17 protein-coding genes, 2 tRNA genes and 2 pseudogenes are annotated in these 21,038 nt (G+C 42.9%); 14 read left to right on the top strand and 7 right to left on the bottom strand.

Features of this window, described 5'->3' with window-relative positions; genetic code table 11:
- Window positions 1-65: 65 nt before the first annotated feature.
- The 4 genes from AK965_RS02025 to AK965_RS02010 all read left to right on the top strand — a co-directional run bounded on the left by AK965_RS02025 (window position 66) and on the right by AK965_RS02010 (window position 1,562).
- The gene (locus tag AK965_RS02025; protein WP_099078037.1) at window positions 66-725 is read left to right on the top strand and encodes a DUF2726 domain-containing protein; all 660 of its coding nucleotides are present in this window, start codon (window positions 66-68) and stop codon (window positions 723-725) included.
- A gap of 135 nt (window positions 726-860) precedes the next feature.
- Window positions 861-1,199, top strand: a complete 339-nt coding sequence (locus AK965_RS02020; RefSeq protein ID WP_099078036.1) for a hypothetical protein — start codon at window positions 861-863, stop codon at window positions 1,197-1,199.
- A gap of 180 nt (window positions 1,200-1,379) precedes the next feature.
- Window positions 1,380-1,456, top strand: a tRNA-Val gene (locus AK965_RS02015).
- A gap of 29 nt (window positions 1,457-1,485) precedes the next feature.
- A tRNA-Val gene (locus AK965_RS02010) sits at window positions 1,486-1,562 on the top strand.
- Window positions 1,563-1,662: 100 nt separating this feature from the next.
- On the opposite strand, the gene AK965_RS02005 is transcribed toward AK965_RS02010, so the two are convergent.
- Window positions 1,663-2,592 (bottom strand): universal stress protein, encoded by a 930-nt coding sequence (locus AK965_RS02005; protein ID WP_099078035.1) that lies wholly within the window; start codon window positions 2,590-2,592, stop codon window positions 1,663-1,665.
- 162 nt (window positions 2,593-2,754) lie between these two features.
- On the opposite strand from AK965_RS02005, the pseudogene AK965_RS02000 reads away from it, so the two are divergent.
- Window positions 2,755-3,844, top strand: a pseudogene (locus AK965_RS02000) (linear amide C-N hydrolase).
- Between the two features lie 57 nt (window positions 3,845-3,901).
- Here the strand turns inward: AK965_RS02000 and AK965_RS01995 are convergent.
- On the bottom strand, window positions 3,902-5,182 hold the full coding sequence (locus AK965_RS01995; protein WP_099078034.1) for a mechanosensitive ion channel family protein: 1,281 nt from the start codon (window positions 5,180-5,182) through the stop codon (window positions 3,902-3,904).
- Window positions 5,183-5,446: 264 nt separating this feature from the next.
- Between AK965_RS01995 and AK965_RS01990 the strand changes: the two genes are divergently transcribed.
- Complete coding sequence (locus AK965_RS01990; RefSeq protein WP_099078033.1) at window positions 5,447-6,007, top strand: HdeD family acid-resistance protein; 561 nt, start codon at window positions 5,447-5,449, stop codon at window positions 6,005-6,007.
- A gap of 58 nt (window positions 6,008-6,065) precedes the next feature.
- Here AK965_RS01990 and AK965_RS01985 read toward each other — a convergent pair whose 3' ends face one another.
- Entirely contained in the window at window positions 6,066-6,941 is an 876-nt protein-coding gene (locus AK965_RS01985) for a DMT family transporter (RefSeq protein ID WP_099078032.1), read from the bottom strand.
- A 119-nt stretch (window positions 6,942-7,060) separates the two neighbouring features.
- On the opposite strand from AK965_RS01985, the gene AK965_RS01980 reads away from it, so the two are divergent.
- The 6 genes from AK965_RS01980 to AK965_RS01955 all read left to right on the top strand — a co-directional run bounded on the left by AK965_RS01980 (window position 7,061) and on the right by AK965_RS01955 (window position 14,734).
- Complete coding sequence (locus AK965_RS01980; RefSeq protein WP_099078031.1) at window positions 7,061-7,543, top strand: MarR family winged helix-turn-helix transcriptional regulator; 483 nt, start codon at window positions 7,061-7,063, stop codon at window positions 7,541-7,543.
- Between the two features lie 191 nt (window positions 7,544-7,734).
- Window positions 7,735-8,169, top strand: a complete 435-nt coding sequence (locus AK965_RS01975) for a DUF962 domain-containing protein (RefSeq protein ID WP_099078030.1) — start codon at window positions 7,735-7,737, stop codon at window positions 8,167-8,169.
- A gap of 139 nt (window positions 8,170-8,308) precedes the next feature.
- The gene (locus AK965_RS01970) at window positions 8,309-8,638 is read left to right on the top strand and encodes a hypothetical protein (protein ID WP_099078029.1); all 330 of its coding nucleotides are present in this window, start codon (window positions 8,309-8,311) and stop codon (window positions 8,636-8,638) included.
- 242 nt (window positions 8,639-8,880) lie between these two features.
- Window positions 8,881-13,257: an SslE/AcfD family lipoprotein zinc metalloprotease gene (locus AK965_RS01965; RefSeq protein ID WP_099078028.1), complete on the top strand. Its 4,377-nt coding sequence runs from the start codon at window positions 8,881-8,883 to the stop codon at window positions 13,255-13,257.
- A gap of 100 nt (window positions 13,258-13,357) precedes the next feature.
- Complete coding sequence (locus AK965_RS01960) at window positions 13,358-13,747, top strand: ATP-binding protein (RefSeq protein ID WP_099078027.1); 390 nt, start codon at window positions 13,358-13,360, stop codon at window positions 13,745-13,747.
- Between the two features lie 144 nt (window positions 13,748-13,891).
- A complete protein-coding gene (locus tag AK965_RS01955; protein ID WP_099078141.1) occupies window positions 13,892-14,734 on the top strand; it encodes a DNA ligase in 843 nt (280 codons plus the stop codon).
- Between the two features lie 8 nt (window positions 14,735-14,742).
- On the opposite strand, the gene AK965_RS01950 is transcribed toward AK965_RS01955, so the two are convergent.
- Together AK965_RS01950 and AK965_RS01945 are read right to left on the bottom strand one after the other, a co-directional pair.
- On the bottom strand, window positions 14,743-15,744 hold the full coding sequence (locus AK965_RS01950) for a DUF3080 domain-containing protein (RefSeq protein WP_253252647.1): 1,002 nt from the start codon (window positions 15,742-15,744) through the stop codon (window positions 14,743-14,745).
- Window positions 15,745-15,844: 100 nt separating this feature from the next.
- Window positions 15,845-17,215, bottom strand: coding sequence for an MATE family efflux transporter (locus AK965_RS01945; RefSeq protein WP_099078026.1), 1,371 nt, complete (start codon window positions 17,213-17,215; stop codon window positions 15,845-15,847).
- Window positions 17,216-17,489: 274 nt separating this feature from the next.
- On the opposite strand from AK965_RS01945, the gene AK965_RS01940 reads away from it, so the two are divergent.
- On the top strand, window positions 17,490-18,101 hold the full coding sequence (locus tag AK965_RS01940) for a riboflavin synthase subunit alpha (RefSeq protein WP_099078025.1): 612 nt from the start codon (window positions 17,490-17,492) through the stop codon (window positions 18,099-18,101).
- 221 nt (window positions 18,102-18,322) lie between these two features.
- Here AK965_RS01940 and AK965_RS01935 read toward each other — a convergent pair whose 3' ends face one another.
- Together AK965_RS01935 and AK965_RS01930 are read right to left on the bottom strand one after the other, a co-directional pair.
- Window positions 18,323-18,517: a CPXCG motif-containing cysteine-rich protein gene (locus AK965_RS01935; protein WP_099078024.1), complete on the bottom strand. Its 195-nt coding sequence runs from the start codon at window positions 18,515-18,517 to the stop codon at window positions 18,323-18,325.
- Window positions 18,518-18,765: 248 nt separating this feature from the next.
- Window positions 18,766-19,632: a fructosamine kinase family protein gene (locus AK965_RS01930; protein WP_099078023.1), complete on the bottom strand. Its 867-nt coding sequence runs from the start codon at window positions 19,630-19,632 to the stop codon at window positions 18,766-18,768.
- Window positions 19,633-19,858: 226 nt separating this feature from the next.
- Here AK965_RS01930 and AK965_RS20590 point away from each other — a divergent pair.
- Window positions 19,859-21,032, top strand: a pseudogene (locus AK965_RS20590) (diguanylate cyclase).
- Window positions 21,033-21,038: the final 6 nt, after the last annotated feature.

Genomic DNA, 21,038 nt, shown 5'->3' with positions numbered 1-21,038 from the left:
TGTTGCTCTGGCTGCGTTTTCCCTTTAGGCTCTGAGCAACTCGTTGTTTTAGGCGCTTATTATCTATGACCAACATCTTTATCATTGTTGTTCTTTTGGTTGTTTTCTTTTTTATCATTCAAAAGTACGTGATCAAACATGATGACACTCGTGACTATCCATATCGCTCTAAAGGGCCACTCTTAAATGGGCAAGAAGGCGCATTTTTCAATGCATTGAGAGCTGCTGTGGGTGAGCACGCGGTGGTGTTCTCTAAAGTTAATATGGCAAGTTTGATTGCGCCGAAAGACATAAAAAACAAAAAGCAGCTATTTATCGCTAGCAATCGAATCTCCCGAAGCTACTTTGATTATGTGATTTGCGACCCTCGCACTCTACAGCCACGTGTCATTATTGAACTGGACAATGGGCAACAGTTACACAAAGGCAAAATTGAACGTCAAAAACTGTTAATGCATGTGTGTAAAACCGCAAATTTGCCACTCATTGGCGCGTCGGTGAAGCACAGCTATCAGGTAGGGCGACTGCGTCGTCTATTGGCTGCACATATTGACTTAATCGAGCCTGACAAAGAAATTCGCTTTTGTAAGAAGTGTGGCAGTCCGATGGTCATCAAAACAGCAAACCAAGGTGAGTTTAAAGGCCGCCGCTTTTTTACTTGTAGCCGACAGTCAAACTGTACCTATACCGAAAATTACAATGTCGTGTTTGAATCGGATGAATAAGTAGGCTTCGCGGTGAGGTAACTAGAGTTAAGGCTTTAGCTCCGGTGGGTTAAAGCCTTTTTCGTTTCTGTATATCATCCACGTTGCTTAGTTAGCTCCTATACTTTGTTAAAGAAAGAAGAATAGGGTATAACAATGCGATATGGATGGGGTTTTTTAGTACTGCTGGTTGCGCTAAATGCCAACGCGATACCAAATTTGAAGCCATTAAAGTGCCAGTTGACCGACACACCACAAGATCATTTTTTGTATTACTATGAGCAGATGGTCTATCAAAGTGAGCAGTTTTTGATTTTTCAAAACTTTAAAGGACGAGTCAGCACTCAGGTTGATCTTAAAACCGGTGAGTTGATTCGTACGACCTACATTGGTGAGCCTTTTACGCCGAAATATCAGATCCTTTTTGGTTTTTGCCCTAATGTTTCGCAAACTTTGCAGATGTGGATGTTGAGCCAAGTGCCATACGATAATTAACAGGAATGACTAAAAGCTGCATAGATCACACTTTTAGAGCGTTAAGTGGCTGCAATTGCTGATAAATTCGTCTAAAAACAGGGCTTGAGTTTAGAATTTCGCCAAACGATTCAAAGTTCATAAATTTCTGCTTGCACCGCTGATGGTATATGGATAATATCCCTCTCGTTCCAGAGAAATGCGTCCGTAGCTCAGCTGGTTAGAGTATCGCCTTGACATGGCGGAGGTCGGTGGTTCGAGTCCACTCGGACGCACCATTCAACTTGAATGGTTAGGAATAAAATTTGGGTCCGTAGCTCAGTTGGTTAGAGTACTACCTTGACATGGTAGGGGTCACCAGTTCGAATCTGGTCGGACCCACCAAATTTTTATATGAATACGTCATATAGCAAAAAAGCCCGCACTTGTGCGGGCTTTTTTGTGTCTATTACGAATGTAATGCTGCTACTTCTCTTAGCTTTCGCTACTGAATAGGCGAAACAAAGCCACTAGGCTTAAGTACAACTAAAGAGCAGTTGATGGTTTGGAAGATATTTTCTGCAGTATTGCCGACTAATAACCCTTGGATTCCTGAGCGTGCAACGGTCCCCATGACTAATACATCAATATTCTGCTCATCGACCCAATGAGGGATTTCATCATCAGGGGTGCCGTGGATATGATGTATGACAGTGTCTCCTTTGATGCCTGATTTATCTATTAATGCATCCAGTGCCGCTCGGTGTGTCGTTTTTTCTGCCTCCACTTGCTCATCAAGTACTTTATCTTCCACTTGAATCCAGATGTGGTGTCTTAGATAGTTCTCAAGCTGAAAATCCCAGCAAGAGACGATATGTAGTGTGCCATCACAGCTATCGGCGACAGTGCGGGCAAGCTGAAGCAAACGTATGGCTAGCCCTTGCTCCTCGGGTGCAGTAATCGTCGGGTCAATAGCAACAGCAACATGCATGTTACTTGGCGCTTTGCCGGTCTCTTTATTTAGCCAAACCGGACATGGACATTTACGTAGCAACTTCATATCTAACGCTTTGAAGCCTTTGCTATCATCATCAAGGGGCTCAGCATCTTTGATGAGTAGATCGTATTTATGGCGACATACTGAACGGATAATCCGAACCGCAGGGTAGCTGCCACTCTCAATTTCAATTGGGAAAGGGTGAGGTGACGCTCCGGCTTTGGTTTGCAACTCTTTCATGTTGTCAGCTAACGAGTTGATTAAGGATTGCTCATAATTCGCTTCATAATTAATCATGCTAGTAGGCAAAGATGGGCAGACAACTAATCCCTTTAGGCTTGCTTGGTTGTTCTCGGCTAGTTGGATAGCTTGGACCAGGCCATGGCTTTTACCTTCCAATCCATGGTTGACGAACAGAACATTTTTAAACTCTTTCATTGCGTCCTCCTTTTTTTATAGTGTTGTTCTAATTGAAAGATATTTCCATATAAAAGGTGGGGAATATTGTCATGTTTTACCTTTAGCCTTAAATACGCAGAATGGTAACTTCACAAAAAGGGACTACAATCGGCAAGTGTTACCTTATTAGGTGGAATGAAAATGCTAAAGAAAACACTTCTTGCCATTACGTTATCTGCAGGTGCGGTAGCCGCCGCAAGTGCTTGTACTGGTATATCACTCTCAACCTCAGATAATGATCAGATTCATGCCCGGACAATTGAATGGGGAGAGTATGACCTCAACAGTAAACTCATTGTTGCACCGAGAAAATATACATTCGTTTCTACGATGCCAGACAAAAAACAAGGACTGAGCTGAGAGTAATTATGGCTTTGTCGGTATTTCGGTCAGTGATGATCGCTTCATCGCTGAAGGGGTGAATGAAGAAGGGTTAACCGCAGGTTTGTTTTATTTTAAAGGTTATGGCTCGTTAAAAGCTTATGACCCAAATGAACGGGCGAATAGCATTACCGATATGGATTTCGTACGTTGGATGCTGTCTCAGTATAAGACGGTAGATGAAGTTAAAGCTGGGCTACAAAACATTGACATTGTACCTGTATTCATTGATGACAAAGGGCAGCCTTCTCCTACTGCACACTGGCGTGTTACGGATAGAACCGGTAAAAATATTGTTATCGAGATCATTGACCAAGGTAAAGTACATATTTACGAGAATGAAGTTGGTGTTTTAACGAACTCACCTGGCTTTCCGTGGCATGTAGAAAATTTGAATAACTATATTCATCTTGAGCCGGGGGCGAGTAAGCCAATGAACTTTGGTGGTGTTAAAGCTAAGTCCTTCGGTGTTGGTTCTGGCTTTATAGGATTGCCGGGTGACATTACGCCTCCATCGCGCTTTGTGCGCGCGGCATTCTTTGTCAATACAGCGCCAAAATCGAAGACGTCTGAAGCTGCAGTATCACAAGCGTTCCATATCTTGAATAACTTCGATATTCCAATTGGTACAGAGTTTAGTCCTGAGTATCGTGAACACATCCCTGATCTGCCAAGTGCCACTCAATGGACGTCGGTTATCGATCAGGGTAATGGTGTATTTTACTATAAAACCATGAACGATAGTCGAATTAAAAAGGTGGATTTAAACAATATCGACTTCAACCAAAAACAAGAAGTGAAACGTAAACTAGATAATGGCTCGTTTACTGTTGAAGACGTGACACCATAACAAGTCGCAAATTAGAAAGAAGAGATAGACTCATATATCTATCTCTTTTTTTTGTATTTACTGTGTCGTTTGAGCCACGTTAGACGCTGTCATTTGAACGGTGTCGTTGCTGGTGAGTCTTTGGTATGGACGCAGACCAAACAGGGGCATGATGGCGTATATATGGTCAAATAAATCTGCTTGTACGCCTTCGTAGTATGCCCAGTCGGTGTTGTTGCTGAATGCGTATATTTGAAGTGGAATGCCTTCCGGAGTTGGTTCCAGTTGGCGGACCATAAGCAGCATGTACTGATGGATATCCTTATTGGCCCGTAGATAAGCATTAATATAGGCGCGAAACATACCCAAATTGGTCAATTGCCGAATGTTACCAAACTCAGGCTCATCACCTAACTCGTCATTATATTCATTAATCTCTCGAGTTTTTTCATAAATATACTGACGTAAGATTCTGATACTTTTCAGCTTTTCAATCTCTTCATCTGATACAAATCGGATAGACGTCACGTCAATGTTCACTGAACGTTCGATTCGACGACCGCCAGAATCAGACATACCTTGCCAGTTGATAAACGCATTTTGTACCAGAGCATAGGCGGGAAGCATGCTGACCGTATTGTCGAAGTTTCTTACTTTTACTGTTGTCAGGGAGATTTCTTCTACTGTGCCGTTCGCTCTGTAAGCATCCATTTGGATCCAGTCATTTAAGCTGATCATTCGGTTAGCGGACAGTTGAATGCCTGCGACAAACCCAAGAATAGTATCTTTGAAAACCAGCATCACAAAGCCGGTTGCGACACCTAAACCAGATAAGAAGATAACAGGCGATTCGTTGGCCAGTATTGACAAAGAAACCACACTGCCAACAAAGAAAGTAAACAGTTTTATGAGTTGAACAAAGCTCTTGATGGGCATTCGTCTGGTGATGCCTTTAAAGGTCGCAATGTCATTGAGGGCATCGAGAAGAGCAAAAATCATCCAAATAAAGATGACTATTATAGAGATACTTAAGATGCGATCGAGCAGATCAGCAAGCCAATCATAGTGTCCAACCGCGAGGGGTATAAATAGGTCCAAGACCATAATGGGGGTCAACAATGATAGTTTTTCCAATACATCGTATTTCTCAAGGCTTTTGGCAAGGGGCTTATTTGTTCTTTGAAGGACGTTGTTAACTGAACGAACAATTAAGTGATGTACTAATAAGTAGCTTATCGCTGCGGCGGTGAGGCTACCCAGAATGAAAACCGTGGTGAGTTCAATGCCATAAGGATCGCTGTTGATACCGACGATACTCAGTTTTTTTGCGATATAAGTACGAATGTGATGATCGAGCAAATTGTGATCCTCAAAGTGGAGCCTAAAGATTGGGATATAGGCTGAAAACCATAGAAAAGCTGTTAATCCTAAGCTGAATTTATCGGTATTGCACTGGTTTAATCTTATGTTCTTGAATCATATTATTCAAAAATAGCGTATAGGAGAACCTGTGGTACAGGATTACCATTCAATTATGCGAGAACTCTGTTAAGTCTGTGAACCATAGGTGTTTTCTTGGGCTAGACTAAACAAGCGACTCGCGTTTAATTGAAGAGGCATCCTATGGAAAATTCGAATCAAACACAGCAACCTACGTTTTTATCTAAAGGCTGGAAATATTTTGTCATCGTCGGCGTAATTATTTCGCTAATGGGGGTCGGAGCGATGAGCTTGCCTGTAGTGGCGGGCATGACGATTTCAACCATTGTTGGGGCGGTTCTTTTTCTTAGTGGTCTAGTTCAGGCGTATCACACTTTTTCCATTAATGTATGGAAAGAGAAGCTCTGGTATGTATTGAGTGCGTTGCTTTACATTGTGGGTGGTTTATTCATTTTGTTTAAACCACTCGCAGGCTTAGTCACAATTACCATGTTGATGGTGATTGTGATGATATTGAATGGTCTTACTCGCGTGTTCTTTGGTTTAACTAACCGAGGATTACCAAGTAGCAATGTGATTGTATTCAGTGGGGTAATTTCGGTGCTTATTGGTAGCTACTTCTTTATGCTGTTAGATGATCCTGCATTTTCAACGACGTTGTTAGGTGTTTTTGTTGGCGTATCTCTGTTGATTGAAGGCATTAGCTTTATTTTAATAGGATGGCAAATGAAAAAATTGTCATAGCATCGTATTGATGCCGATAAAAAACGCTCATTAATCAATGAGCGTTTTTTTCAGGTTATTACGCGCAGCGCTGTTTTATTGATATGGCTAATTGAGGTGTCAACGACATCACGATCATTCCAGCCATTAGGCCATATTGCAGTGAGGTGAAGCTTTCCCCAAGGAGTAATAAACCTGATACGATACCCGCGATAGGGTTGGCAATACCACCAAAGGTGAAGTCGACAACGGACATGCGCTGAAGTAACCAAACGTACATTCCGTAGCCTAATGCAGTATTGAGTATGATAACCCACATTAAGCCGAGCATATTCGTTATGGATGTGTTTTGAACAGCATGAAGGTACGGTTCTGGATTGAAGCTCGCCAAAAGGCCTGCCACCATCGAAAGGATGATGCCGCCGAAAATTAATTGCCAGGTCAGAACGGTCCACCAATGTATTCTTGTTCCTAAAGATTTAGTTACGCTGCTACCAATAACAATGCACATGATGGCTGAGAGCATCGCGAATAGACCAACAGGGTTAAGAGTGATGGAGCTAGGATCAAACAAGAACCACGCTAAGGCGATTAATGCCGCGCCGCTGCGGGCTTGGATTGGACTAGGCTGTCGTTTGTAAATTACCCAACCAAATATCATGGCAAATACAGGCACCGAGACCATACCAACGCCAGAGATTGCTGAAGGAAGTGTCAACGCCATGACGAAAATAAGACTAAAGAAGAGGGCGATGTTGATCACACCTAAGACAAGCAAGATGGCCCAATCTTGTTTTTTTGGTAGCGATGGTTTTACCGCTAATAGTAATAGGCCCGCAGGCAAGGCACGTAGGGCGCCCAGCAATACGGGCGGCCAGTCTGGCAAAGTAAATTGTGTTACAGCGTAGGTGGTGCCCCAAAAAAATGCCGGAATCATAGCGAGTAAAACGTTCATAATAAATATCTTTACGTAGAGATAATTATTTATAAAGGTACGCCTCTGATTGGTCCTTGTAAAGAATCTTTATGTTAAGGTAAATTGAATAGTCAGGTTGTCATTGGAGAATGAGGGTAATGGACGCAATTGATAGAGTTGTCATGCAATGGGCAAAAGAGAAACCTGAGTTAGACACTGAGCCCATGGCGATCATGGGGCGGTTGATGAGAATTGCCAAGCATATGGAAACTCAAGTGGCTGAGCTACACAAAGGCCATGGTCTCAAGATGGGGGAGTTTGATGTACTGGCAACATTGCGACGCAGTGGTGAGCCATATCGGCTGACACCCTCGGAGTTGATCGTTTCAATGATGCTGACTTCGGGTGCGATGACCAATCGCTTAGACAAACTTGAAACGAAAGGCTTGATCGCCAGAGAGCACAGCAAAGAAGATCGGCGCAGTGTGACAGTGAAATTGACGCCTATCGGATTTGCGCTTATCGATATGCTTATCGAAGAACACCTTAAAGTACAGCATCATTTGATGGGCAAACTATCAGATGACGAGAAAAGACAGATTAACTTGGCGTTAAAGCTTTTGTTGCCCCAGTTTGAATAATTGCTGCCTGTTTAAGTCACCCATCCATGCTAAAGGGGGCCGCTATTTCTTTACTTATCAAAAAAAATGGAACGCATTTCTTCGGTATATCAATAAGATAGTTTGTCCTCAGTCACAATAAGTGAGTAAAAATTCGCACCTTAGACCTGTACGAGCTATATAAATGTTATCGAAATGTTTAGGTGTGAATTATGCAAGCTCTCTCATATTGGTTGAAAGCCTATGGTGAAAGTCATCAAAACCCGATAAATCAAAAAATTCACAAAGTTGCTGTACCGGGGATATTTCTCTCTGTTGTTGGTTTGATTTGGTCTATCCCTCAACTCTCATTGTTCGGATTTAGCTTAAACTGGGTCTGGGTCGCAGCAATTCCGGCATTAGTCTTCTATTTCCGGTTATCTATTAGCGTTTTCATATTGATGCTTGCTTACACTTTGGCTTGTATCGGCTTCATTTGGTCAATGGAAATTCTAAACTGGCCGGTGTTGCCGATCTCTATGCTGTTATTTGGCGTTTTGTGGATATTTCAGTTTGTTGGTCACAAAATTGAGGGTAAGAAGCCATCATTTTTTGAAGATGTACAATTTCTGTTGATTGGGCCAGTTTGGGTGTTCTTTAAACAGTAAAGAAGAGCCATTCAGTACTAAAAGAAGAGTTTCATTGATATCTCTCATTGGTTAGACAAGCAAGGCTTCTCAGTTGCCCCTAAGATTAATAGAGTTCATGCCATGAACTTATAAATTTAGATTGCTAACGGAGGGAGGAATGTATAACCGCGAGCACAAATATTTATATTGGCGAGAAGAGCGCAAGAAAGGCAAATGGCATTATGTAATGAAGTCCTTCTTGATGATTTGTTGCGCTCTGCTCGTAGGTAAGGTTATCGGTCTGTTTGTCTTTGGAGAATTACATACAGTAAAAGATATTATTGAGCAGCTACCTGCAGATCTTTTGATTATGATGCTAGTGGGGTTTCCTATTAGTGTGATTGGATGGTATCACGAGGAGTCGAAGTTCTTCCGAGCATTGAGACGTCGCGATAAAAGGCTGAGAGCTAAGTTAGACAGTCGAAAGAGCAATAGCCATTCTTTGTAGAGGGGATCTAGTCTAAAGGCGAAGTTTCATTGATGAGTGCTCACCAGTACAAGGTTAATGTTTAGCATGACGTTATGAATACAAGCTTGTTAATTTATCGGTATCAGTGAAAGTGTATAAAGCTTTTCTGTCCTTACCTGTAACATATATGCAGTGATGGTAATAATAGAAATTTTTTATCAATCGATGTCGCGTTTGTTTTTAGAATAGAGGCTAATAAAAACAACAAATAATCGCCTTTAATGAAAAAAAATATAATCGCTCTTGCTATTGTCTCTTCCACTTTGGCGGGTTGTAATAATGATGACCCAATAAATTCGCTACCGGATATTATCCCTCCTACAGAAACTGTACCACCAACGGATATTATTCCCCCAGTCACTTACCTTGGAAAATTGACTGTGGATGGGCAGATTATTAAAGGTGAAGCGGTTTGTGATGGTCAACAATTGGTCGATGGCACTTTTGAAATTGGGCAAGGCCAAAACTTTAGCTGCACACTTGGTTCGGTGCTGCTTGGTGACTTTACTGCGCCATTCCCGAGTTCGACACGTACTGCAAGCTCATCAGATTTGGTTGAGAAATCATTCAACTTGGTAGAACAACATGGTGGCAACGTTACCAGAGTTTTGCAAGCTATTAACTCATGTAATGAGTCAAATACGATCTGTGTGACAGAGTTTGACTCTCTGGATATTCAAGATATCTATTTAACACTAGATAACGAACAAGCCGTAAACGACTTTATTGAACTTAGGAATGAGCAGAAAGAAAGCGAAGCGACGGACCAAGTAGATAAAGCACCTAGCTCACACGTCGATCCAGAGATTAAACCCTCAGAGACTGAGGGGGTAAGCCCTGATCTAGATGCAAGTTTTGTCTCTGCGAGCGCGGAAGAAACGTATGCGTATAAACCAAGTGTGGAAAACCAAGTATTAACAGAAAGTCGATTGACAGATGCGAATGGCAAGTCGTTAGCTGGTGTTAGTTTCTTCTCGGCCAATTCAAGGGGCGTTACCGCTTCAGACGGCTCATTTGAATACCTATGGGGTGATGACCTAACATTTGGTATCGATACATTTGAGTTTGGCTCAGTGAAAGGTAACAAAGTGAGCTACAAGATCACTGATGTTACTGAAAATGCAGTTGAAAAAAATAATATCCAGTCGTTACTTGAGCGCTATGGTCAAACTGATGATGATGCTTTGGTTATTAGCGACAACGTAACCACCGTTTTTGCTGAGTACCCCAACGTTATTAATGAACTGATTAATCTACGTTTGCCTAATGGTGGCATTATTGACGGTTCTGGCGGTATGACGCTGCCAGATGAGTTTGAAAGTCAGTTTGAATCTGGTCTGACAGCCATCATTGATGCAAAACTTAATCTTGGTGTAGGCACATATTCTCGAAAGTCTCGCGCAGTCTACTCAATGGACAGTGGCACATACGTGACTGACTCTCTGAAAGCGATCTTCAATAACGTAAAAACATTCCATGTTTTCCATGACAACCAAGGTGGTTATGGTGCGACAGGTTGGGTTCGCGGCAATCGCACGTTGAACATTTCTAACCGCGCATTCCCTGTCATGATGGATCGTAATGATGTAAATAAACTCATCCCTTTTGGTAAGCGCCAAGTATGGACTCGCGAAGGTAAGCCTTACATCGCTGCGTATGAAGACAATGTCATGCAAGCCATCCCAACGGTTAACTCTGACACTGCTACATACGGACTTCCTTTTGTCGCTGCCGGTGAGATTGGCTTAGGTAAAGTCGTCTTTATGGGTAACTCAATGTACCCATCGATTCTGTCATGCCCGAGTAATTACTGGGCAAACGGATGGAATGAAGTGCGAATCAATAACGTAAGTCAAGAATGTACCTCAGTTGTCACTGAACAAGATGCTCGTTCTGATAAGGGGGACATGCAACGCTACTTTACTAACCTATTCAATTGGTTTAGTCCGGGTGGTGGTCACAACGTCGCAACGAACATCGAACAAGGTGTATTTGCGATGGCAAATAACGCTCCGGGCATGCGTTATGAGTTTTTTATCAATAAGTCTTATGGTTTAGGTAGTGAGATTAAAGTTGGCACTGGTGATTACTCATCTCTTGAACCATCAACGACGCCAATTCTGATTCTGCAAGCTTATGGTGTACAACGTACCAATAATGCTGCTGATTTAAGTGATCCGAACCTAACCCAAGAAGATATTACGGACCTAATTAATTATATTAATAAAGGCGGTAATGTCCTGTTTATGGATGGTATTGATGTAAATAACCCTGAGCCAATCGCAAGACTGGCAGATGCGGCAGGTGTTTCCATCGGTGGTCCAAATGTGGCCAACCTTTCTCAGAGTAATTGTGACCCTGGCATTAAATGGTGTAACAAATCGCCAAGATTAAACCAAAAACAAGAAAAAGAGATCGTCGTTTTACAACGATACGATAATTTGCCTGGAGGTAATCCGCCTTTCACTGTCAATGATGATGGTTCGGTAACATGGGCATCGGATACGGATATGGCTTCTACGCCGTTCCATGTTCCGCAATATGAAGTCATCGATAGCGATGGTAAGGTATCAAATCAATACGCACTCATTCGTGTAAACAACATTGAAGAGCGTGAAGCCGCAATTCGCGAGCTTCAAGAAGCCTTCGTAGGAACGCCTGTCTGTTCGAATGAATACGAGTACGAATTTAACTGTATTGAAGTACGGTCTGGCACAGGTATCGTTGAGCGCGCATACGGGCGACCTGATTTTGAGCGTGTACAGTTTGAAGTAAACAGTATGGTAAAAGCGGCGAACCTAGGCACAAACGTGCAAGCGCTGGCAGATCATGAGCTTTACTACCGAACGGGTGGTAAGCAAGGTATACGTTTGCCAATTACCGAGTTAAATCAAACTTACGATAACTTATCAACTTGGTTATGGAACAACAACAATTACCGATTTGAACCAGATGCTCCAAAAGATGAACTAGGATTTAAACGTCTTGTTCAGTTCATGAATTGCTACACCAATAATACTTTCGGTGGTAATGCAGAGTGCCCCGCTGATCTTAGAACGACATTAGTTGCTAACAACATGATTATTGGAGAGGGTGAATTAGAAGGATTTGTTAATCCAAGCTATCCACTTAACTACCAAGAGAAACCGCTAACACGCATCATGCTTGGTCGTTCGTTCTGGGATTATCGCGTTAAAGTCGATACAACAAGCTACCCAACTCGCCCTAATAGCAACGTGACAACGAGTGAAACAGTAAGCATTGATACAGATGGCGTCGGTGTTTCATTCTCTGCGGGTAATAATCAGTCTACTGGTATGTGGTTACCACAACATGAGATTGGTTCAGTATCGGGTGACACGCCAGCTATGATCACTGTCATGTTTGCCGATGATCTTACGGGTCGTGCGCAGCATGAAACTAACCTAAATCGCCCACCTCGTATGACTAAAACCTTTAATCATACCGGGGGAACAACGCCTATCGACACGCCATATGGCGGGTTAGTTTACATTCAGCCGCTCGAATCAAATGGGGTTGTGCAATACCGCTTAAACGGTGTTATCAAAGCGCCATTATACAAAGAGGGTCTATGGGTTACTGAGCCATCTCAATCAAGCGTGAAAATCGCTGAAATCGATACAGGTTCATTTATTTACACGACTCATGTCAACAACGTCCAAGATGCGGACTTAGTGGCGTTCTCTGAAGAGATGAACCGCTTTGCAGATGCAGCAAGTGACTTCTATGGCCTTGATGAAGTGGTTGAGGGAGGGGCACATCGTCGTTTCACCTACGATGCGTTGAAAGGCTTCCGTTACCGTTTTGTGAATGATGTTCAGATCTCAATTGGTGCCGCGCACTCGGGCTACCCAGTAATGAGTAGTTTATTTAATGCTCAATCAACAACGATTCCAACTCAGGCGAAACATGATTGGCTGTTATGGCACGAAGTGGGTCATAACCTTGCTTCTGCACCATTTAGTGCCCCGGGCAGTACCGAAGTAACAAACAACCTGTTGGCGTTGTATATGCAGGAGCTTGAAGGCCGTAACGAAAACCCACGTATGGACCGTATTATTTTTGATATTCAGAAAGCGCCATTATGGCTAGCAAGTAATCCAGAGCACGCATGGGCTAACGGTGATGCTGGCATGCGTTTGGTGATGTTCGGTCAGCTTAAACTTTGGGCGAAAGCGCACTTTAAGATTGATGATTGGTACACAAACGCAAAAGTGAAACCAAGCATTTACGGCACTGATGAAGGCTGGAATATGTTCAAGCTGATGCATCGTAAAGCTCGTGGTGACGCCCAAGGTGACAATGATGGTATCAACTACTGTAGCTCACAGGAAACGGGCTTATCTAATGGTGATCTGATGATGGTGTGTAGTTCTTATGTATCTGACTACGATCTACGAGATTTCTTTACGACTTGGAACGTAGGCGAAACTTCTGCCACTACGCCAGATGGAACGAAGGTCTACAGCGGTGGCATCAGCGATAAGGCAATAGGCGTATTGGATAGTCTTAAGTTGAGCAAGCCAGAGAATAGCCCCTTAAAGGTTGATTCATTAAACTACGGCTCGATCAATTAACCTAAATCCCTTAACCTCGGTTGAGGGATTTTTCTTTTTCTGGCAGCTTTAACCGCAAAATTACGTTAAGGTTCAGCAATCACAATTCCATGGTCCAATCATGACTCACGCACAACTCATTCTGATAAGGGGCCTTCCGGGGTCCGGAAAAACCACATTAGCCAGACAGTTGTCACTGCGTCTTAATGCGAAACATTTTGAGGCGGACATGTACTTTGAAAATGAGCAAGGAGAGTACCTTTTTGATGGGACTAAGCTTAGAGAGGCGCATGAATGGTGTTTTCAACAAACGAAGAAGTGGCTAAACAAACACAAGACTGTGATTGTAAGCAACACGTTTGTCCGGCACTGGGAAATGAGGCCATATATTGAGTTTTGCGAGCAGAAAGGCGTCGTAGTTGAAATAAGAGTCTGTCGTGGTGAGTTTGCTAGCGTTCATAATGTACCAGAAGAGACTATTGAAAATATGCGCCGTCGGTGGCAGGCATAAATGCTACATCTATCGAATAAATATGATAATGATTTCTAATAATTGCGCTCTATGGTTGCGATAGGTCGTATCGTTGCAATGAACGGTAGTTATGAGGGGGAAATTGCGTTTCAATGGTGTTGTTTTTTTGAACAGAGCAATATTATGCCAATAAGAATGACATTCATAGCGTTAGCAGTACTGACTTCTGTCCAACCACAGGCTGAGTCACAGCTACTTCCTCCCGTATCTTTAGCTGAGAGTTATCATGAAGGAATCGATGTTTCTCAGTATTGGTATAGTGAAAAGCTTGATGGTATAAGGGCCTATTGGACGGGGAAGCAATTGGTCACTCGTAATGGTAATCGTATCTATACGCCAGATTGGTTCACTGAAGTGCTACCAGATTACCCGCTTGATGGCGAGTTGTGGGCAGGGCGCGGCAACTTTCATGTAGTACAGCAAACGGTTCTCGATAAAAAGCCAATAGACGCGGCATGGCGGAAAATTGACTTTATGCTATTCGACATGCCTTATTCTGCAGGGGACTATCGAAAGCGTTACTACAATATTCAGGATCTTGTTTTTACTATTGGGGCTTCACATATAAAGTACATTGAACACAGAGCCATTCGTGATGAGCAGCAGCTGTACTATCAACTAGATCGGATATCTCAGTCAGACGGTGAAGGCGTGATGTTACGCAAGGTCTCGAGCCGTTATCAGGCGGGAAGGGGCAGTGACCTACTTAAGCTTAAGCGTTATCAGGACGCAGAAGCTCAAGTTATTGGGTATAAGCCAGGAACGGGGCGACTACTAGGCATGATGGGCGCAATGTTAGTCAAGCTTTCCGATGGAACAGAGTTCTACATTGGTAGCGGCTTTTCTGATGAAGTGCGTAAACAACCCCCGGAAATTGGTTCAACGATAACGTTCCGGCACAACGGTTTTACCCATACAGGAAAACCGAAGTTTGCTCGTTTTTTGCGAGGTCGAATTAACCACTAGACTCAATACTACCGGTCTCCAATCCTGACTCCGCAGCGTTTGAACAATTGCTGCCAAAACTGCACATGCTCAAGCGTCTGGTTACGAAATTCTTGATGCATCGAAGTCATCCCATAGTCATGGCCGTGCGCTTTCATCCTTACTTCGACTAATCGAATACCACTATCGAGTTGTTGGTAGGTACTGTCCAGATAAGCCATGTAAGGTTGAACTTGCTTCACGTAAACGCTTTGAAATACGTTCCTTAAATAGCGAAGTGTTGTGGTGTCACGATTCTTACCACAAACAATCTTGTCTTGATTTGTTTTGAGCATCTCGGTGGTTTGCTTTAGCCAAAGGGATACATTGGTCAAGGTATAGTAGAGTCGCCCTATCAAACGAGTCTTTTCTATCTCTTCTTGATAATTAACCAAAGCCACGTCCGGCAAGCGTGATACAACCATGGGGGGGGTTAGGTACATTTCCTCGAGCGTTAGAAAGGCGCTGCGTACAGATACTACTTGAGCTTTTGCATTGATAGAAAGCCATTGTGAAGCGGTTAACTGTTTGCGCATAGCATCACTCGTTAGTAAAAGATTGTCGAGGTGGGTTGGAAAGTGCTCCCATTTTTGAGTGTAAACATCATTGAGCTTAGATTGATCTTCTTTGCTTAATGCGTGATGGGTTAAACAACCATGAAGGGTACGTAGCAGCGAGGTTTGATAATCAAAGTCGTAAAAACTATCTTGTACTTTTCCGAGCGGAGAGTTTTTCTGAGCGATTAGGTTGAATAGGCCACACTGGCGCAGCTGATAGCTTTCAAGCAGACCGAGAGAAACTCGTGGTAGATCATGAAATAACACTCGTTTATCGGGAATCGTCACAGCAGCGGATTCTTCAATCGTAGAAGCTGAAACCTCTAAAACAGTAGCCAAGCGTTGGTGATATTTTTGAAATACGGCCTTTTCTGGGGTTAACCATTCACTGCAGCCACTAAGCAAGATGATCGAAAATAGAGGTAATATTCTCACAGCATTTCCTTTTAAATCACTTTATAAGTATACCCAACAACCTCGTCTTGCGATCAAAAAAGCCAGCAGATGCTGGCTTTGGATAAATATTGTCTTGTCTCTATTGCTGCGAGAAGTTCAGTTGTACTTGTGGTTCTTGATGATGCATCCAACGTAAACGGACACCAAGCAAGATTGCGGCAGAAGTTAGGCCAATAATAAATCCTAGCCAAAAACCCTGTGCACCCATCGGCTCAACAATCCAATTAGTACGACCGAGGATATAACCCATAGGTAAACCAAGGATCCAATACGCAATAAAAGTACGATTGAAAATCGCCCGCATGTCTTTGTAACCGCGAAGTGCGCCTGCTGCAACGACTTGTACAGCATCTGTACATTGATAAATAGCAGCTAGGATAAACAACTGCATTGCAAGGGTAATTACTTCTGCATTGTTCGTGTATAGCTTCGCAATTGACTCACTGAAAGCGACCGTGATAAATGCTGTCATAAACGACAAGCAGATGCCGACCATAATACCAACGCGAGAGGCAACACGAGCCCCGTCCACATTATTTTCACCTAGGCGGTGACCAACACGAATACTGACTGCCGCACCAATACTCATCGGTAGCATGAACACAAGTGATGAGAAGTTAATGGCAACTTGGTGTGCAGCCACAACAATTGAACCGAGCGGTGAAACCAATAGTGCAACCACGGCGAACAGTGTTACCTCAAAGAAGAGTGCAGCCGCAACCGGAAAGCCAAGTTTAAAGAGACGAATTTGAGCTTTTAGCTGTGGTTTATGGAACTCACCGAAAAGGTTAATGCTTTTTAGACGTGTAGATGTGCACACATATAGCAGCAATAAACCCAACATCACCCAGTAGACGATAGCGGTCGCGATACCACAACCGACGCCGCCGAGAGCTGGTGCGCCAAACTTACCGTACACGAAAATCCAGTTTAGCGGGATGTTAAGCAGTAGACCAATGAAGCCAATCACCATGGCCGGTTTGGTTAAAGACATGCCATCCGTGAGGCTTCGCAACGTCTGGAAGAGTAAGAACGCTGGAACAGCAAACATAACAGCATGGATATAACCGATAGTTTTCTCTGCCATCACCGCTTCAACGTCCATGATCTGCAGAATAAATTGAGTCTGAAATAACACACCCAAAATAGGCACGCAGATCAAAAGCGCAAGTACCACACCTTGCTGAATTTCAAATGGGATTTGATCTCGGCGACCGGAGCCGTTCAATTGGGCAACAATCGGTACGAGCGCCATTAGTAGTCCAATACCAAATAAAATGGATGGTAACCAAATGCTGGACGCAACAGAAACGGCAGCCATATCAGTTGCGCTCACACCGCCAGCCATGACGGTATCAACAAAACCCATGCCTGTTTGTGCGACAGAAGCGATCAACACAGGGGTTGCTAGCTTAATTAGGCTTGACGCCTCTTCTTTGTAGCGATGCACGAAATACTCCGGAGTGGAACAAAAAATGGATAGGGAATGGTTATAGTGGAGCGTTCGGGGGCAAAAGAAGTAATGATTAAATCGGATGGTTGATTTTAGCCACGATAAGGTGAAAAAATGCCCCGGAGAAACTCCGCGGCGATGATAAACAATTGTATGCTTAGATACCATACCTTCAGTACAAGGATTAATGATTAATTTGTCGTCATTAATCACTTAAGTTAGGGGGGATATATTTAGGTTATCAGTCGCATCAGATGAATAGGTAAGAGCAATGTTTACAGGAATAGTTCAAGGTACAGCGAAAGTCGTTAAAATCGATAAAAAAGAACGTTTTCAAACTCATATTATAGAATTGCAGGGCGCATTAGCAGAGGGACTAGAGATAGGTGCGTCCGTAGCCCACAACGGTTGCTGCTTAACCGTGACCAAAATTGAAGGCTCGCAAGTTAGTTTTGACTTGATGCAAGCGACCTTATCTCTCACTAACCTTGGCGAATTGGAAGAAGGGGGCCGGGTAAACGTTGAGCGTGCCGCCAAGTTTGGTGATGAAATCGGTGGTCATAGTATGTCTGGTCATATAAGTTTAATGGCTGAAATGGTGGATATTATCGACACCCCTAATAACCGTACTATTTGGTTTGAATTACCTTTAACATCGATGAAATACGTGCTCGCTAAAGGCTACATAGGGATTGACGGTTGCTCACTGACTATCGGCGAAGTAGAAGCGAATCGCTTTTCGGTACACTTGATACCAGAAACGTTGCAAAGAACGCTATTTGGGGCTCGTCAAATAGGTGAGAAAGTAAATATTGAATTCGATCCTCAAACGCAAGCGATCGTTGATACAGTAGAGCGTGTCTTGGCAGCCAAGCAGTTATAGCACAAATCTACATCATTGGGATTCGGGTTCTTGGGTAGTTAGACATCTATACCCCCGGTACCCTCGAGATGCTTGATTCAGCGATAATGACTTGCGTTGAAGGCGAGGCAACAATTTGAAGATCTAGTGGCAATTGTTAACGACGCATGCGAACCGGAAATTGAGATCGACAAAGGAGCCTCGACGGCTCCTATTGTCATTTATGGTAAGTTTGTCATTTGCTACTCATAGTTATCATCGATGAACAACTCCACCTTTTCATGTAGCTCATCGACCTTCATATTGAGATGAATGGCGTGGCAGCAAGCTGGGCAGTCATCATAAAACTCTTGATCCCCGTTACTTGCATCTAACGTGATGCCAATTGAGTGCCCACAATGGGGGCATTTGACATGTCTTTCAGTATAATTTTGCATACAAAAACTCCTCGTATAGCAGGGCTTTATTCTCTGTTGGTTATATATTGTCGCCCTTGATCACTCGCTTTCCTCCACAGTAGAAGAGACAACGTAAGCCAAGTTATTTAGAATTTTAGGTGGAGTTGTTGCTAATTGAGTCGAAATAAGTACAAAACTTGACCCTAGACTCACGTTGAGTCTAGGGAGTGTGGTTGGAGATGATGTTCGTCTAAAATTTACATTTGGTCATAATTTTACGTCAAAAATCAATAAGACATAATATTACTAATGGATGACTGAGCTTGTTCCAAGTAATGCCCACCAAAGAGGTTGCAGTGATTGAGTATATGGTAAAGATTATAGATGTCTTTACGTTCTTCATAGCCGAGAGGGAGTGGGGTAACGGATTCATACCCTTGGTAAAATTCAGGAAGAAATCCACCAAATAACTCTGTCATAGCGATATCGCATTCACGATCTCCCCAGTAGCAAGCAGGGTCAAAGCAGATTGGATCAAAAGGCGTTAAAGCGACATTGCCATTCCACAAATCGCCATGCAACAAAGAGGGCTCGGGAGCATGATTGGCGAGATGCAGTTTTACAACGTTAATAAAGTCATCAATATCAACTAAGGTAATGCCTTTTTCTTTGAGAAGTTGAAGTTGCCAACCGATACGTTGCTCTGCAAAAAATACACACCATTTTTTGTGCCATTGATTCGGTTGAATGGTTGAACCAATATAATTATCGGTATCAAAACCAAACTCTTTCTGCTCTCCCCATAAATGAAGTTGCGCAAGTTGTTGACCGAATTTGTAGCTGTTTTTCGGATCTTCGAGAGGCTTGGTTGGGAGGTAATTAAGAATCAGAAAAGAGTGACTTTTGGTTTTGCCGACTAAGACCACTTCTGGAACAAATAGGGTAGAAGTTTTTCGCAGAAGATGAAGGCTTTCAGCCTCAACCTCAAACTTGGCTAAAAAGTCACGATCATTGATTTTAACGAAATAGCGTTGTGCACCATCATTGATCATGTAGCTCTCACTAATATCTCCCCCCGAAAGACGGACTTTCTCTTTAATTTGATATTCGAACAATAAAGTATCAGAAAGCTGCTGCGATATTGCTTGCCACATACAAAACCTCGTTAATCTATTTGACCAACAATAGTTTAGGATAAATGCCAACACATTGACGCGGACCTGAGCAAACTTCAGCAATAAAAAGAGACTTAATAGCAGTAAATGTATATAAATGTGAATTGCATCTCCTATAAGTTACTGATTTATAGAGTCAACCGATGAAACTGTCGGAATTCAGGGAGTATCAATATTTTTTTTTGATTTTGGTTCCATTAACGGCATGAAAATACTGATTTGTGATGACTTTGCGGTAGCAAGAAAGTTGATATCACGCTCGTTCATGAAAGATGCATCTCTGCACTTATTGGCAGCGCAAGATGGAAACGAAGCATTGCAAATTCTAACAGAGCAAAATATTGACGTTTTGTTCCTCGATTTGACGATGCCAGTCATGGGAGGCTTTGAGGTATTGAAGTCTCTCCCAGTCAGTCAGTATAAAACCAATGTCGTGATTGTTTCTGGGGATGTCCAGCAAGAAGCCAAACAGCGCAGTATTGAATTGGGAGCGTTCGATTTTATCGCCACGCCTCTAACGAGGGCGCAAATTGTTTCATTGTAATAGCGCCTAGACTTACATTGCGCCCTCGAAGCGCCAGAACAGCCAAGCCTAAATGCCTCTGACGGCATTTCATCATTGGCAAAGTTTCGTGAAGTGGCCAATATTACTCTCGGTAAAGGAACATCAATTATGGCGGATCATTTACACGAGTTTATTCATTTACCTGTTCCTCATGTTGGCCCCTTAACTTACGGTGAACTCCACATGACGCTGGCTGATGTGATAGGCAGAGACCGTTCTGTTGCGGTCGCTCAACGATTTGTTGGTGGGGGAATACACGGTGAAGCTTTGGTGTATTTACGTGGAAAAGACATCAACCAAATAGGTAAACGCCTTGCATAATTATTTGAATTTGCAGCATATAATGAGATTGATCTTAATGTATCTAACCTATTGGTGTCTTCATTCTTAACATCGCTAGGTGTTCAGCTCGATAAATTATTTTCATTACGCCAGCCACATATTATCGACACATTGGCACCCTATGATGAAGCAAGAAGCACTGATGTATGTGGTCGATTTGGCGGAGAGGAATTTACCGTTCTTCTACCTAACACTAATGAAGAACAGGCGCTTCGCTTTGCCGAGGCGGTTAAGAGAAGCCATTGAAGAAGAAACAGTAAAAGTTGAGAAATTTTTGATCAATTGCACGATAAATATTGGTGTTTGCGAATGTAAATCTCGTTTTGAAAACCACACCCAGTGGTTGAAATGTGCTGACGCTGCGCTATATAGGGCGAAAGAGAACGGGCGTAATGAGACTTGGCATCATAGGTTGAATAAGACCTATTGGATAAAAATTATTCAGTTAAATGCCCGGCGTCTCTTAAAATGACATAAG

Source organism: Vibrio sp. PID17_43 (assembly GCF_002608565.1).
Lineage (GTDB): Bacteria > Pseudomonadota > Gammaproteobacteria > Enterobacterales > Vibrionaceae > Vibrio.
Note: the sequence above shows the minus strand (reverse complement) of the source record. Positions and strands in the feature narration are given on the sequence as shown.